Raw genomic sequence first — 14,768 nt, 5'->3', positions numbered from 1 at the left:
TATTCAAGTAGTAGGTTTTTTTATTTTAACAATATATAATATATGTATATAAAATGAAACAGGAATGAAGGATATAAAAAATGAATCAAGATAGAAAATGGAATATCGTTGGAGGAAGAGTGATTAAAACTGGGATTGCAGTTTTTCTTACAGTGTTAGTTTGTGATTTTTATAACATCCCAACTTGGAGTTATAAAAATGATTTAAAAGATTATAAACCAAATCATTATCATCACCATTTTTCAAGTGAATCTATTATTTTATTTGAGGTATTATCTATTCATGATATGTTAGAAGAATTAAAACAAATATCCGAGAAATATGAGTGGGAAAACCGATTCAATTGATAAGTTCATTTTACTGTGGGGGGGGATAATATGACACTTTATATTGCATTACTAAGAGGAATCAATGTCGGTGGCCATAAAGTAATCAAAATGGCTGATTTAAAACGAGTGTTTGAATCAATAGGGTTAAAACAAGTGAAAACATATATACAAAGTGGTAATATTGTGTTCGAATCTGAGGAAGGTATAAACTTTCTAAAGGACCGAATACAATCTGAAATAAAAAAAGAATTTGATTTCGATGTTCCAGTCATGCTAAGAACACATGATGAATTTATAAATATTATTAAACAATGTCCATATGAAGTTCATTCATTGTTAGAAGGAGAAAGTGTTCATATTGCTTTTTTAGCTAATGTACTTTCTGAAGAAGAGAGTAGTCAATTGCTTACATTTAAAAGTGAACTTGAAGATTGCTATATAGATGAGAAGGTCGTTTATTTATTTTTCAAAAATAGCATTCGAAATTCTAAATTAATGAACCAGTTTCAGAAGTTACATACACCAGCTACAGTTAGGAATTGGCGGACTGTGAATAAATTAAAAGCAATTGTAGAGAGTATGTAAATATAAAAAGATGAGGTTTTCTACATGTAGAAAACCTCATCTTTTTACTTATATTGTTTTGCAACTATGAGTTCGACAATAGGATAAATAAAGAATGAAGAGCAAATTGCGATGAACAGGGGGAGGTTTTTTACTCCATCTAAATTAGCCCCCATAGAAAATCCTTCGGAGAAGATTAATAAAAGGAACATTACAACTACAAGCACAAAATACGCAATTTTAAAGCTTTTATATGTAATTTGTTGTCCCATCTCATCTTGACTTTCTTCTGACACACCGTGGGGATCTCCCCAAGTAATGTGATTAATTAAATTACTAAGTATTAATGAAATAGCAAAAATCGTACCACCTAAAATAGAACCTTCAGTTATGTATTTATATGTGCCATGTACTAGTATTGCAATTTATGCTAAAACAATGATTATAAAAATAGTTTTTTTAGTATTCAATAAATAATTGCCCCCTCGATTGTAAAAAACTTTTTACAAATATAAGTATAAAATTGGAAAAGTATCATGTCAAATACTTTTTACACGAAATATGTAAGTATGCAATATTTTGGTTTTATGATAAATAAAAAATTACAATACATTTGAATGTAAAAGAATGGGCTCGCATATATTTGGAAGGGATGTCAGATTAATTTAGGGGGTAGTTATGTCTATACTTTTAAAAGCTGGTGCAGATGCAGGAAACAACGGTTTGAAGTTAATGGTGAAAGGGCAAGACCCTATTTTTATTCCGAGTATTTATTCTTTATATATAGGTGAGCCTACAGGACTCTTAGATGAGGTAGATGTTTCATTATCTGAATTAGAAAACCACATTGATGTGACTATAAGTTCGCCATCGTTAATGCTAAATAATGTACGATACATCGTTGGAGAAAAAGTTATTCAAGATCAATTAAAAGGTACTGAGGTAGAGAAGAAATCGAATAAGTCAACGGATGAGTTAATGGTTATTACAATACTATCAGGTTTGGCGGTAAGCGCTATGCGTCAAAGTCCAACTTCTAGCCATATTAATATTCGTTATGATTTATCTGTCGCTCTTCCTATGCAGCTTATTACACAAGAAATAGCTGCTGAAAATGCAAAACGTTATATGGGAAATCATAAGGTTATTTTCCATTATCCGAACGGACGCGATGTGACAATTAATGTTTCAATTGAGTATTGTAAATGCCTACCTGAGGGTGCTTCTGGGACGTGGGGCATTGTATACGATGAAGAAGGAAATGTTGTGAAACATAAAATAGAATGTGAGCAAAATCAAGTTTCTGAAATTGATTTTGTAGATAAAACTCTACTCTCTTTTGATATTGGCGCAGGGACGACAGAAGAAGTCGTTTCATTAGGGGTGAATTTCCGTCCGCAACTAAGTAAAGGTTTATCTTATGGTGTAAAAGAGACGTTACTACAAATCATTACGAGATGGAACCGGAAGTATCCAACTAAAACGATTGATAGCATTACAGAATTCAATCAAATTTATTTAAATGATAAGCATCCGAGAAATACCTTATTAGTTGAGGAATCACAGCCAGCGCTATTAGGTTTAGCAGCACGTGTTGCAACAGATATTATAAATAAAATTGATGATATGAAAGACGATCCATACGTGTTTATTTATGGCGGGGGTGCAGTAATTATTAAAAACAGTTTAAAAATGATTTTAAAGCAAAAAGGACGACTCAAAAATGTAATCTTTGTAGATAATCCGTTATTTACAAATGCACGAGGATTATTAGTCTATACTTGTTCGCCAAAATATAGAGAGCATAAGCAAAAAGAGTTAGGATTTACAAACTTAACGATAAGTTAGTTGGTGGAAGTATGCGATCTAGGCGATATAAACGTGGTGATCGAGTAAAAATCAATATTCATAAATCGGTATCACCTGAAATGCTTGCGTGGCTGAATAAACAATCAAATCCAACTAATTTCTTCTTTTTTGCTGCGCAGCAACTATTTAAACAAGTTGGAGATATTGACGTTTCAAAAGCTTTACCAAGCAGCCATGTTTTCTCATTATATGTGGAGCCTTCATCCTTATTAAAAGTCGAAGTAAACCCTTTTAAAAACATGACACTAGACACAAATACATCCACCGAAAATGCAAAAAAAAAATTATGGGAATCTGTTGATCAATTAGATTGTCCATTTTTTTAAACATAGAAAAATATACAAAGTCCCCATCACTATACATACGAATACAGTGATGGGTTTTTGTTTGTAACTAGAAGGGGGCACAATTTGTGCCCCCTTCCATTAGTTATTTATCTAAATTTTAGATGTATGTTTAGAAACAGCGTTAATTATGCTTTCCCAGTCATCTGGATGGTTTTCATGGCCTGCCCCTTTAAGGGTTAATAGTACTGAGTTTGGAATTTCATCAATTAGTGCGAGGCCATGTTCAAATGGTAGTGCTGTATCGTCTGTTCCGTGAATAACTAATGTAGGTGCTTGTATGGATTGAAGTACACCTTCATATGCATCATCACCTTGAAGTAAAGCGTGATTAAACATACTTAATAAATTGTTTGCGCGTTTTATTTCTTGTTTTACTTGTTTATAAACTCTATTTTCATCAAATATTCGTTCTGATCCACATAATAGACGAGATCCTGAAACTAAATACTCTGCCACATCATTTTTATTTGCCCAATCTATACTTGTGCCATTTACATGATGTGTTAAAATCCTTTCATCCATTGGAGGTAAATCGCGAGTATTGTCATCAGATCCTATTACACTAGTCGCTAGTAAAGTCAGCGTCAAAATTCTTTCGGGATGTTTTACAGCAGCAATTTGAGCAATCATACCACCTAATGACATACCAAATAGGTGAGCTTTATTAATATGATAAGCATCTAGTACTCCAATTGCATCTTCAGCCATATCTGTTACTGTATAATTGGAAGTTCTAGGTTCATATGTAACAGAGCGTCCAACATCGCGATTATCAAAGCGAATAACAAATTTTCCTGTGTTCGCCAACTGTTCACAAAATTCTTCATCCCAATATATCATTGAACAAGTAGCTCCCATAATTAATAAAATAGCGGGATCATTAGAGTTACCGAAGCTTTCTGTACATATATCAATACCGTTTATTTTAAATATCTTTTCACTCATAAAGTTAGCCCCATTTCTTTTGAATTTAATTAATAATACAGTTTTGAATAATTCTAAGATGTGTGTAAGGTTCTTTTTGAAATTCATCCCGCTATTTGCCGGGCAGTAAGAGCCCGATTGGTGAGGAATGATTAAAGTTTCACTTTATAATGCTTTTTGCATAATTACCCCCAAAAATAAGTATATGGTAATTCAAGGCAAAAAATTTTGAGAAATAATTGTATGTTATTAAAATAAACAGCAAGGAGGAGAGGAAATGAAAGCAATCGTTATTGATCGATATGGCAGTGTTGAAGAATTAAAAGAAAGAAAAGTTTTAAAACCGGTTGTTAAGAATAACGAAAAAGCTCAACAATAGATAATATCCCATACTATACATTTTCATTTGCGGGTATTATTTATTGTTGGCTAATGTGATATTGCTTCTAACAAATACTTTTTCGTATTGTATCATGTAATTTCTCTAATCCAATTTCCATATCTTTCTCGTTTAACATTGAATAGCTAATTCTTAATTGGTTATCATTTGTTTCGTAGTTTAATAGACAAGCTGTTCCTGGTAAAAAAGAGACATCTACTTCATTTGCTTTTTGTAATAAGGTAAAGGGATCTATCGAATCAGGTAGTGTCACCCATAAATTAAAACCTCCATTTGGTATTTCAAAGTGTAGTTCTTTTAATGGCGATAATATATCAATTGTTAAATCACGTCTCATTTGTAAAGCTGTACGTAATTTTTCTAAATGGTTTTTCATACGTTCTGCACGTAAAAACGGTAGAAGTGCCTTTTGTGTTAATAAAGGACTACCGATATCCATTGAACCTTTTACTGCATATAGCCATTCAAAAATAGGACCATCGGCAATAAGTGCTGCAATACGCAGTCCTGGTGCTAACGTTTTACTAAATCCTTTTATATATATTACGTGGCCATCCTTATCAAAACTTTTGATTGGGGGCGGGATTATAGCATCCTCAAAATATATTTCTCCGAAAGAATCATCTTCAATAATAAAAAATTGATATAGCTCCGATAGTTCTATAAGTTCCATTCTTCGTTCTTTACTCATTACTGTACCTGTCGGATTCTGGAAGGTGGGATTCGTATACAATAAAACGGGATTTTTACTTTGACAAATATCATCAATTAAGTCGGAGCGAACTCCATGATTATCAAGAGAAACGGGAATGATTTGAACACCTTTATTGATGAAAATATCAAGCGCAGCACTGTAACATGGACTTTCTACCAATACAATATCGCCAGGTTTTAATAATGTTTGAGCAATTAAATCAATTCCTTGTTGTGCGCCGCTTGTAATTAATAATTGAGATGGGTCTGTCACTAATTTCTGGTGTTCATGTAAGTAATTTGCTATTTCAACTCGCAATTCATAATCGCCTTGAACTGGCCCATAAGTTGCTAACAACATCGGATTTTTATCCAGCAATTTATGCATTTCATCTGCCAAAAATGGATTTGGTAACAGACGAGGATACAGAATTGCTTGTGAAAAATTATAATATTTACGGTGCTTATTCATTGCATATTGAGAACGCATAACATTAATCGTTTTCGTTTGTTGCCATTTATACGGAATTGGTTTGAAATCTTTCTTTACCCGTTTATATATGTAAGCACCTTTTCCTTGTTCGATGCGTATATACCCTTTCGTTTCTAACTGTTTATACGCTTTACGAACTGTTAATACATTGATTTGTAAATCTGTGGCCATACAACGTAAAGAAGGAAGAGATTCACCATGTGAAAGCATACCACTTTGTATTCTGTCAACAATTTGCATATATATTTGCTTGTAATACGGTATGTTTGTTTCTTTACGCAATACAATTTTCATAGGTTCACCTATTTTTCTTTTTAACTTAATTAAAGCGAAAAATATATAGGGAATCAACTACAACTTGAAGTAACTGTTATATGTACCGATACACTGTTATACACCATAGCCTCTATACTCATTCTAAGAGTAAAAAGGAGGAAGCAAAATGGTCATTTTTAATTACATTTTAGTATGTATTATTTTCGGGACAACATTTTTAACGATAAAAATTGGAATTGAAGCAGGGGCGCCACCGTTGTTTTCAGCAGGAATTCGCTTCTTTTTAGCGGGCATAATCCTTATGATTATTTTTAAATTAAAGCGAAAAGAAATTATGCCACATATATTTTCAAAACGCATTATGTATGCTGGATTTTGTTTAACATTTATGACATTCGCAAGTTTATATTGGTCAGAACAATATATTTCTTCGGGATTAGCTGCTGTTCTTTCTGCTACGGGACCAATGATGATTTTATTAATACAAGCAAAGAGGAATAGGGAGAAATTACAAAAGGAACAACTCGTTGCTTTAGTTATTGCACTAATAGGTGTTATATTTGTTTCTTTACCAGGAATGCATCAACAAGTAAGTTTCATATGGAGTATTGCTTGTATTGTTTTAGTTATAGGGGAGTTATTTTACGGAATAGGCTCTATTCGTTCGAAAGAAATACTGTCAGATTTATTAAATGTATCACCATTTCTTATTAACGGTATTCAAATGTTTTATGGAGGGATTTTACTACTAATCGCATCTATTATTGTAGAACAACCAAATGTAACCGTATTAACTTCATGGAGTGTGCAATGGCCTATTTTATATCTCATATTTATCGGATCGATTGGTGGACACGGATTATATTACTGGCTCTTATCAAAAACAAATCCAGTATTTCCATCGACGTGGTTATATGTATCACCATTAATTGCAATAATTGTGGGATATATCATTTTAGGAGAACCTTTAAATCCTACAATGGGAATGGGGGCTTGTCTTATATTGATTGGTGTATTTTTGGCCAATCGTTCAACACTACGGACTTATTTCAAAAAAGGGCGGTTATTAGAGAAGGAGATGTAGTTTAATAAAGCAATAGCCCTGTATATTACAGGACTGATAAAATCAAAAACACAGTTGGAAAAATAACCAACTGTGTTTTTGATAATTAATTCACTTTTTTAATAAAGCCTTTATAATGACGTTTTACAAGCTGGCTTTCTAACGTCTTCATAGTTTCTAGTGCTACACCGACAATGATAAGTAAGCTTGTACCACCAATTTGAGCAGAAGGTGGTAACGTAGCAATTTTCGTGAATACGAGCGGTAATATAGAAATAGCACCTAAGAAAATTGCACCGATAAATGTTAGACGGTATAGAATTTTAGTTACATATTGTTCAGTTGCTTTACCAGGACGAATACCAGGAACATATCCATTTTGCTTTTTCAAATTCTCAGCCATTTGTTCAGGATTTACTTGAATAAATGCGTAGAAGTATGTGAAAGCAACGATAAGACCGACATAAAGTGTCATTCCAATTGGATGTGCGAAATCAAGATTTGCAACTAACCATTTTGATACGCTTGAATCAGGGAAGAGCTGCGCAATTGTACGCGGCGTCATTAAAAATGCAGAAGCAAAGATAACTGGTATAACACCAGCACTATTTACTTTAAGCGGTAAATGAGTGTTTTTTGCTCCTTGATATTGATTGTTTCCTGAAACAGCTTTTGCATATTGGATCGGTATTTTACGTACAGCTTGTTGAATGTAAATAACACCAACAACTATCGCTAAAATTACGAGTCCAATTAAAACAATTTTTATTATGTGCATAAATAGCTGATCGCCAGCATTTTGGAATTGTTGTAAATAAATTTGATTTGCAACATTTGGAATCGCAGCAACAAGACCTGCGAAGATAATCATCGAAATACCATTACCAACTCCGTTAGCGGTAATTTGTTCGCCTAACCAAAGTAAAAATGCAGTACCTGCAGTTAAAACTGTCGCAATAAATAAGTATGTAGTCCAGCTTTGATCTGTTATTAATTGTCCACCTGCTATATTATTAAAGCCATAAGACATTCCGATGGCCTGTATGAATGCGAGAATGATTGTAAAGTATCGAGTGAATTGAGCTGATTTCTTACGGCCCATTTCTCCTTGCTTTGCCCATTCCGAAAATTTAGGTATAACATCCATTTGTAGTAACTGTACTATGATGGAAGCTGTAATATATGGTGTAATACCTACAGCAAAGATTGAGAAGTGTTGCAATGCTCCTCCGCCAAATACGTTTAACATACCTAGAACGTTAGCTTGATCTTGTACTTTTAATACCTCTGCGTTAGTATGAGGAACTGGAATAAACGTGCCAATTCGAAAAACGATTAACATCGCTAGTGTAAAAAGGATTTTCCTTCTTATCTCAGCTACTCTCATGAAATTTGAAATCGTACGAAACATTATGTCGCCTCCTATATTTTTATCAGTAAAAAACTGATTATTATACCCTATGAAGTAACCACAAACCTCCTTCCGCACTAAATTCATTTGACAAATGGATTTTCATACACTTTGTAGTTTTCACGGATATAAAAATATAAGGTGTTATATAAGCGACCTATACACTTCACGTAATCATTCAATACCCATAATATATCGAATAAATTAACAAATGTACATACATACGCATTAAAAATGAATAAATAGGGTCATTTTTTACATTTATTTAATGATAAATTGATAGGACATTATACTGGTAAATGCGCTTCGTATATTCCTTTAATCAATTAAAATCCTCCACCTTTTAAAAAGAATGTAAAATCAAATAAAAGTATGAAAGTACATACTACTTTAGTAGTAATAGTAATCAATTATATTTCAATTCAAATTCATCTCCCGCTGATTAAAGTTTCACTTTATATGATTAGAGAATTCTTTTTATTTAAGAAGGAATAAATGTTAAAGAAAGCTAATTAAACATTGTACATATTTATAGGGGAGAAGATATAAATGAAAGTTGTTATAAAAAAATTACCACCATTAGAAGTAGCGTATATAAGACGAACTGGTAGCTACTTTGAACCGCAAGATCACTGGGGAAAGTTACTGAATTGGTCAATTGAAAATAAACTGTATCCACCAGAGCAATCATTTATCGGAATATCATTGGATAATCCTGAACTTGTTGCAAGTCATAAGTGCCGGCATGATGCATGTATTACGATTCCTGAAAACTTCGATAAAGAAAAGTATCATACTGTGCAATTTAAAAGATTAGATGGAGGTACATATGGTCTATGCCAGTTCTATGATGAACCTCATAAATTAAGTGAAGCGTATCAATACATGTATGCAGAGTGGCTACCAAATAGTGAGTATGATGCAGATTATGATAGAGATAATTTAGAGTTTTGCTTAAATAATGTTGCTGAAGATCTAGAAGGAAAGTTAAAGGTTGATTTATTTGTGCCAATTAAAAATATATAAAAAACAAATAACTTCATTTGTGGTTTTAAAATGAAATTGGAATAGTAGTGAAAGAAAATCTTTTTTCGAAGATAATATTTCTAGCGTAGAAATTTAAGTATGTAGGCTGCAATGAAAGGAGAATCCACATGGATACAATTGTAAATGACAAGTTTTATGAAACGAGAAATCAATTAGTTGAGGAAATTACTTGTTGAGTAATGCTCAATTTAATAGGAAACCAGATAAGGATAAATGGAGTATTGCACAAGTTTGTCATCATTTAGTTTTATTAGATGAGAGAGTGATAACAGTTATTTCGTCAGGATTAAAAAAGTTAGATAGTACCCAAAATGAGCGTAAAGAAATTCACACTATTTTATTAGATAGAACGAAAAAGTTTATAGCTCCAGAAATGATTGAACCAAGTATAGAACCATTTGAAGTGCAGCAAATGCTCAATATGCTAAGCAAATCAAGAAAAGAATTGATGCGTTTCCTGAGTACAATAGAAGATGAGTCTGTATTAGCGAAAAAATCAGTGATGCATCCAGCTCTTGGAGAATTGCCCCTTGATCAGTGGATAGAACTGATCTATTTGAATGAACAGCGTCATATGTTACAAATCAAAGAGATAAAATTGCTTTGTGAAATTGAAAAGTAAAAATTATTCCCTATTTATTATCGATACGTATTATAAACAGGGAAAACGGTTGATTCTTATTGATTCAGAAGAAACCAAAAATAGAATGAAATTAGTTGAAAGTAACCAATAAGCTTAAGAAAATATGAAACTATCCGATTTTCTGTATAAGTGTAACCCCCGTCTTAAATGAAGAGCGGGGTTATTTTTTTGAAAGTGTTTTTATTTAGAAGGAGATAAATCAGTAACGAAATTCAAAAAATTAATCATCATAACATATTGTATATGCCCGTTTTAATAAATTGAAATGATGATTTTTATGATGATAAATGATATGTCCTTATTTTGAAAGTACACTTCACACTCTTAAGAAAGGGGTATTCTGTCAGGAAATGATAAAATACAATTCTGTTAGAGGATGTATGCAATTTATTCTCTTTATTTTTGCAACAGAACCACCTTCAAAATTATCTTTTGTAGTTGAAGTTTCCTGAATAATAAGTTACATTTTTAAAGTTCAAGCAACTTTATGAAAGTACAAAAAGGGGAGAAATATTATTATTATGCAAAAAATGAAATGGAAGAACTTTGTATGTTACTTTGTAATTCTATTACTGCTTGGAACAGCAGTAATAGTCAAACCACCTATCTCTAAGGCTGAGGAATCTGAAGTTAATATCACATTGTTAGGTACTGCAGATATTCATGGTAGATTTATGCCTTGGGATTATGCGCTTGATGGAGCAAATATGAGTGGAAGTTTGACACAGCTTTATACGGTTATAAAGAAGGTCCGTCAAGAAAATCCAAATACCATATTAGTAGATGCCGGGGATACAATTCAAGGAAACTCAGTAGAATTATTCAACGATAAGCCACAATCGCCAATGATGGTAGCGATGAATACAATGGGATATGACGCCTGGGCATTTGGAAATCATGAATTCAACTTTGGATTAGATACATTGAAAAAAGTTAGTGAGCAATATAAGGGAAAAACGTTAGCAGGAAATATTTATAAGGAAAATGGAGAGCGCTTTCTTCCTGCATATACAATTGTAGAAAAAGGTGGAATTAAAGTTGGGATTATTGGTATGAATACACCAATGATTAGTGATTTTGAAAAAGGGACAGATCACTTAAATGGTTTAGTGGTGAAAAATCCGGTAGAAGAGACGAAAAAGGCAATTAAGGAATTAGAAGGTAAAGTAGATGTAATGGTAGGAGTTATGCATATGGGATTAGAAAATGAGAATGGTATCCCTGGTACTGGTGTTCAAGATATTGCAAATGCTTGTCCGGAACTAAGCGCTATTTTTGCGGCTCACATGCATAAACTTGTAAAAAAAGAAGTTGTAAATGGCGTAATTATTACAGAACCAGATAAATATGGAACACATATTTCACGTATTGACCTTACTTTTACAAAGCAAGATGGGAAGTTGGCTTTAAAAAATAAAACTGCTACCGCTATACCTGTAAAAAATGCTGATGGAACAACGATATTATCTGATCCTACACTTGAAGAAACATTAACACCTTTTCACGAATATGCGAGAGGAGATGCAAATGTTGTAGTCGCTCAATTAAAGGGTAGAAATCTTGTTCCTGAAAATGAAATAAAGGGTATTCCAAGTGTTCAGATTCAAGAAACACCTTTATCAGATTTCTTTCATGAAGTCATGCTCTACTACAGTAAAGCAGATGTAGTAGCCCATCAAATTGATAATGATTATGCCCGTTTAGATATAGGTCCTATTAAGAAAAAAGATATTGCGTACAATTACCAATATGCCTTGGGAGAAATTACAGTATATAAGATTTCTGGAAAAGATTTAAAAGACTATATGGAATGGGCAGCAGGATATTTTAACTCATCTCGTGCCGGAGATGTAACCGTTAGCTTTGATAAAACCCGCCGTGCCTCTAAATACAGTACGAACGATTTCTTTGGAGGCGTAAAATACGAAATTGACTTAACAAAACCATATGGAAGTAGAATTACAAATTTACGCTCTATTCGTACAAACAAACCAATCAAAATGAGCGATGCTATGACGCTGGGAATGAATGCATATAGAATGGAGGCTCTTCAGGCAAAAGGAGGAGCTTTAGAGGGGCGTAAGTTTGAACAAATTTGGTCATCTAAACAAGAGAATGCATTTGGAGAAACAGGTGGGACCATTCGTAACCTTGCTATTACATATTTAAAAGAGGTAAAGAACGGTGTATACACGCCAAAAGTTATGCGTAATTGGAAAATTACTGGTGTAGATTTACATTCTTCAGAGCATAAGGCGGTAGTTGATCTTGTGAATAAAGGGATTTTAGAAATTCCAAAAACAGAAGACGGAAAATACACAAATATAGCATCTATAAATACGAAAGACTCAATTTCAAAAGAAGAGATTATATTACTCTCACAAAAAGCAAATATTAATCCAAATCAGTTTAATCATGTAAAGACAAAAGGTGAATTTTACAAAAAACTTAGTAGGATTACTAAAAAAATATAAATTATAAAATTTCTTATAGTAATTGTTATTTTAATAGCATGAAACCCACTCTTAAAATAGTTAAGAGTGGGTTTTTATGTTGTTATTTAGATATAAGTATACTTTTATTAGAATGAATATAGATAATTAATAACTAACCAATTGGATGAGCGTCTTAGGGAGCTCTTTTTTATTGAAATTAATGCATTTATATGAGTTGTTCTTTAATTGTAGCATCATCCTTAATTTATGTAATTTTGCATAATGTTACATAAATTGTGTATTTTCTCTTTTTTTAGACATTAATAGACAGTATACTTTGTACAAGCTTTCTATTTCAAAAATTATACGAGGTGAAATAATGAAAAACAAAAAGACATTAACTAAGGTAGCATTAACAACAGGATTAGCTTTAACAACAGGATTAGCTTTAACAGCTGTGGCACCATATGGGGTAGGTCATGCAGAGGAAACAGATCAACTACAAGTTCAAATTCAGGAGGAATCGTTCCGTTCGGGTGAACTTACACAGCCGTCACAAAAGGCACCAGAAAATGTAGTAAAGGATGCACTTAAGGAGAAAACAGAACAAGCTCTGTCCCAAAAACAAGTCAATGGAGAAGCAGGAGTAGATTATAAAGTCCTTCAAAAACGTGGTTCGTATGATGGAACTACACTTGTGCGTATGCAGCAAACATACGAAGGAAAAGAAGTATATGGACATCAATTAACTGCACACGTAGATAATAAGGGTGTTATTAAAAGTGTTTCAGGCGATAGCGCGCAAAATTTAAAACAAGAAGAATTGAAAAAAACTATTAATCTATCAAAAGATGAAGCAAAACAATATATTTATACGAAATACGGGAACGATATCAAGTTTATTTCTGAGCCAGAAGTTAAAGAGGTTATTTTTGTTGATGAAAATAATGGACAAGCTAGCAATGCATACCAAGTTACCTTCGAAGCTGCAACACCAAACTATGTTTCTGGTACTTATTTAGTAAATGCACAAAATGGTGATATGTTAAAAAATATGGTAAAAGAATCTAACTTAAAAGCAAGTGAAAAACTAGTTGGAGCCTTAAAGAAAAGTAAACAAAGCAGCCTTACATCATTAACGGGAACAGGAAAAGATGATTTAGGTATTAATCGTTCATTTGGTATCTCTAAACAAAGTAATGGCAAATATGCTCTTGCTGATTATACAAGAGGGCAAGGCATTGAAACATATGATGTGAATTACAGAGATATTACTAAAGAAGAAAGCTATTATCCTGGTACATTAGCGACAAGTACTTCGGCAACATTTAACGATCCAAAAGCAGTAAGTGCTCATTACTTAGCAACAAAAGTATTTGATTTTTATAAAGATAAATACAAGCGTAATAGCTTTGATAATAAGGGACAAAAGGTAGTTTCAGTTGTACACGCTTGGGATTCTGAAGAGACGAATGATCCGAAAAATTGGCAGAATGCATTAAGTGCTAATAATGGAAGTATGCTTGTATATGGCGATCCTATTGTTAAAGCATATGACGTAGCTGGACATGAATTTACACATGCTGTTACTTCTAGCGAATCTAATCTTGAATATTACGGGGAATCCGGTGCGATTAATGAGGCGCTATCTGATATTATGGGAACATCTATTGAGAAATACGTAAATAATGGAAACTTTAACTGGACAATGGGAGAACAAACGGGATCTGTTTTCCGTGATATGGAAAACCCAGCTTCTGTTCCATCTTCACTTGGAGTGCCTTATCCAGATGATTACAGTGAATTTAACGATTTTAATGGATGGGATCAAGGCGGTGTTCATTTTAATTCAAGTATTATTAATAAAGTTGCGTATCTGATTGCAAAAGGCGGAACTCATAACGGAGTAACTGTTAAAGGAATTGGTGAAGATAAAATGTTTGATATTTTCTATTATGCAAATACAGATGAGTTAAACATGACTTCTAATTTCAAAGAATTGAGATCAGCATGTATTCGAGTGGCAACTAATAAATATGGTGCGAATACAGCTGAAGTTCAAGCAGTTCAAAAAGCATTTGATGCAGCAAAAATTAAGTAATTTAGAAATATAGTTATCATTCATATATTAATACATTATGAAAAACAGCTAATGTCATTTTAAGGATATTAGCTGTTTTTTACGTAGCAATGTATTATTGAAAATAAACTGACTAAGCAATAATGAGGCACTTTATCTGTAAGAAGTTGTGACAAATAAATAAGGTTTAAAAT

General features: G+C 32.8%; 12 protein-coding genes and 1 pseudogene. 9 read left to right on the top strand and 4 right to left on the bottom strand.

Annotation, left to right across the window (positions count from 1 at the left end; all coding sequences use genetic code 11):
- Window positions 1-80: 80 nt before the first annotated feature.
- Complete coding sequence (locus tag V6946_RS14385; RefSeq protein ID WP_366981840.1) at window positions 81-347, top strand: hypothetical protein; 267 nt, start codon at window positions 81-83, stop codon at window positions 345-347.
- A 30-nt stretch (window positions 348-377) separates the two neighbouring features.
- Window positions 378-914, top strand: coding sequence for a DUF1697 domain-containing protein (locus V6946_RS14380; RefSeq protein ID WP_000177389.1), 537 nt, complete (start codon window positions 378-380; stop codon window positions 912-914).
- 44 nt (window positions 915-958) lie between these two features.
- Here V6946_RS14380 and V6946_RS14375 read toward each other — a convergent pair whose 3' ends face one another.
- Window positions 959-1,318: a hypothetical protein gene (locus V6946_RS14375; RefSeq protein ID WP_050566515.1), complete on the bottom strand. Its 360-nt coding sequence runs from the start codon at window positions 1,316-1,318 to the stop codon at window positions 959-961.
- Window positions 1,319-1,571: 253 nt separating this feature from the next.
- Here V6946_RS14375 and V6946_RS14370 point away from each other — a divergent pair, with 253 nt between their 5' ends.
- Together V6946_RS14370 and V6946_RS14365 are read left to right on the top strand one after the other, a co-directional pair.
- A complete protein-coding gene (locus V6946_RS14370) occupies window positions 1,572-2,741 on the top strand; it encodes a ParM/StbA family protein (protein ID WP_000025622.1) in 1,170 nt (389 codons plus the stop codon).
- An 11-nt stretch (window positions 2,742-2,752) separates the two neighbouring features.
- A complete protein-coding gene (locus V6946_RS14365; RefSeq protein ID WP_001257760.1) occupies window positions 2,753-3,088 on the top strand; it encodes a hypothetical protein in 336 nt (111 codons plus the stop codon).
- Window positions 3,089-3,199: 111 nt separating this feature from the next.
- Here V6946_RS14365 and V6946_RS14360 read toward each other — a convergent pair whose 3' ends face one another.
- Window positions 3,200-4,054, bottom strand: coding sequence for an alpha/beta fold hydrolase (locus tag V6946_RS14360; protein ID WP_006922680.1), 855 nt, complete (start codon window positions 4,052-4,054; stop codon window positions 3,200-3,202).
- A 425-nt stretch (window positions 4,055-4,479) separates the two neighbouring features.
- Window positions 4,480-5,913 (bottom strand): PLP-dependent aminotransferase family protein, encoded by a 1,434-nt coding sequence (locus tag V6946_RS14355; RefSeq protein WP_006922681.1) that lies wholly within the window; start codon window positions 5,911-5,913, stop codon window positions 4,480-4,482.
- A gap of 148 nt (window positions 5,914-6,061) precedes the next feature.
- Here V6946_RS14355 and V6946_RS14350 point away from each other — a divergent pair, with 148 nt between their 5' ends.
- Window positions 6,062-6,979: an EamA family transporter gene (locus tag V6946_RS14350; RefSeq protein ID WP_366981837.1), complete on the top strand. Its 918-nt coding sequence runs from the start codon at window positions 6,062-6,064 to the stop codon at window positions 6,977-6,979.
- 85 nt (window positions 6,980-7,064) lie between these two features.
- On the opposite strand, the gene secY is transcribed toward V6946_RS14350, so the two are convergent.
- Window positions 7,065-8,369 carry a preprotein translocase subunit SecY gene (gene secY / locus V6946_RS14345; RefSeq protein WP_000490135.1) on the bottom strand — a complete coding sequence of 435 codons (1,305 nt, stop codon included), beginning with the start codon at window positions 8,367-8,369 and terminating at the stop codon, window positions 7,065-7,067.
- Window positions 8,370-8,918: 549 nt separating this feature from the next.
- Here secY and V6946_RS14340 point away from each other — a divergent pair.
- The 4 genes and pseudogenes from V6946_RS14340 to V6946_RS14325 all read left to right on the top strand — a co-directional run bounded on the left by V6946_RS14340 (window position 8,919) and on the right by V6946_RS14325 (window position 14,595).
- On the top strand, window positions 8,919-9,395 hold the full coding sequence (locus V6946_RS14340) for a GyrI-like domain-containing protein (RefSeq protein ID WP_000869607.1): 477 nt from the start codon (window positions 8,919-8,921) through the stop codon (window positions 9,393-9,395).
- A 128-nt stretch (window positions 9,396-9,523) separates the two neighbouring features.
- Window positions 9,524-10,038: pseudogene (locus V6946_RS14335) on the top strand (DinB family protein).
- A gap of 542 nt (window positions 10,039-10,580) precedes the next feature.
- Window positions 10,581-12,533, top strand: coding sequence for a bifunctional UDP-sugar hydrolase/5'-nucleotidase (locus tag V6946_RS14330; RefSeq protein ID WP_001171052.1), 1,953 nt, complete (start codon window positions 10,581-10,583; stop codon window positions 12,531-12,533).
- Window positions 12,534-12,873: 340 nt separating this feature from the next.
- Complete coding sequence (locus V6946_RS14325) at window positions 12,874-14,595, top strand: M4 family metallopeptidase (RefSeq protein ID WP_006922687.1); 1,722 nt, start codon at window positions 12,874-12,876, stop codon at window positions 14,593-14,595.
- Window positions 14,596-14,768: the final 173 nt, after the last annotated feature.

The sequence above is a fragment of the Bacillus sp. PPSBB_2 genome, assembly GCF_045291115.1.
GTDB classification, from domain to species: Bacteria; Bacillota; Bacilli; order Bacillales; family Bacillaceae_G; genus Bacillus_A; species Bacillus_A cereus.
Note: the sequence above shows the minus strand (reverse complement) of the source record. Positions and strands in the feature narration are given on the sequence as shown.

What these genes read in the sequence shown, in the direction of transcription:
- V6946_RS14380 (WP_000177389.1), top strand. Translation starts at nt 378, where the DNA reads ATGACACTTTATATTGCATTACTAAGAGGAATCAATGTCGGTGGCCAT.
- V6946_RS14350 (WP_366981837.1), top strand. Translation starts at nt 6,062, where the DNA reads ATGGTCATTTTTAATTACATTTTAGTATGTATTATTTTCGGGACAACA.
- secY (WP_000490135.1), bottom strand. Translation starts at nt 8,369, where the DNA reads ATGTTTCGTACGATTTCAAATTTCATGAGAGTAGCTGAGATAAGAAGG.
- V6946_RS14360 (WP_006922680.1), bottom strand. Translation starts at nt 4,054, where the DNA reads ATGAGTGAAAAGATATTTAAAATAAACGGTATTGATATATGTACAGAA.
- V6946_RS14325 (WP_006922687.1), top strand. Translation starts at nt 12,874, where the DNA reads ATGAAAAACAAAAAGACATTAACTAAGGTAGCATTAACAACAGGATTA.
- V6946_RS14365 (WP_001257760.1), top strand. Translation starts at nt 2,753, where the DNA reads ATGCGATCTAGGCGATATAAACGTGGTGATCGAGTAAAAATCAATATT.
- V6946_RS14340 (WP_000869607.1), top strand. Translation starts at nt 8,919, where the DNA reads ATGAAAGTTGTTATAAAAAAATTACCACCATTAGAAGTAGCGTATATA.
- V6946_RS14385 (WP_366981840.1), top strand. Translation starts at nt 81, where the DNA reads ATGAATCAAGATAGAAAATGGAATATCGTTGGAGGAAGAGTGATTAAA.
- V6946_RS14330 (WP_001171052.1), top strand. Translation starts at nt 10,581, where the DNA reads ATGCAAAAAATGAAATGGAAGAACTTTGTATGTTACTTTGTAATTCTA.
- V6946_RS14355 (WP_006922681.1), bottom strand. Translation starts at nt 5,913, where the DNA reads ATGAAAATTGTATTGCGTAAAGAAACAAACATACCGTATTACAAGCAA.
- V6946_RS14370 (WP_000025622.1), top strand. Translation starts at nt 1,572, where the DNA reads ATGTCTATACTTTTAAAAGCTGGTGCAGATGCAGGAAACAACGGTTTG.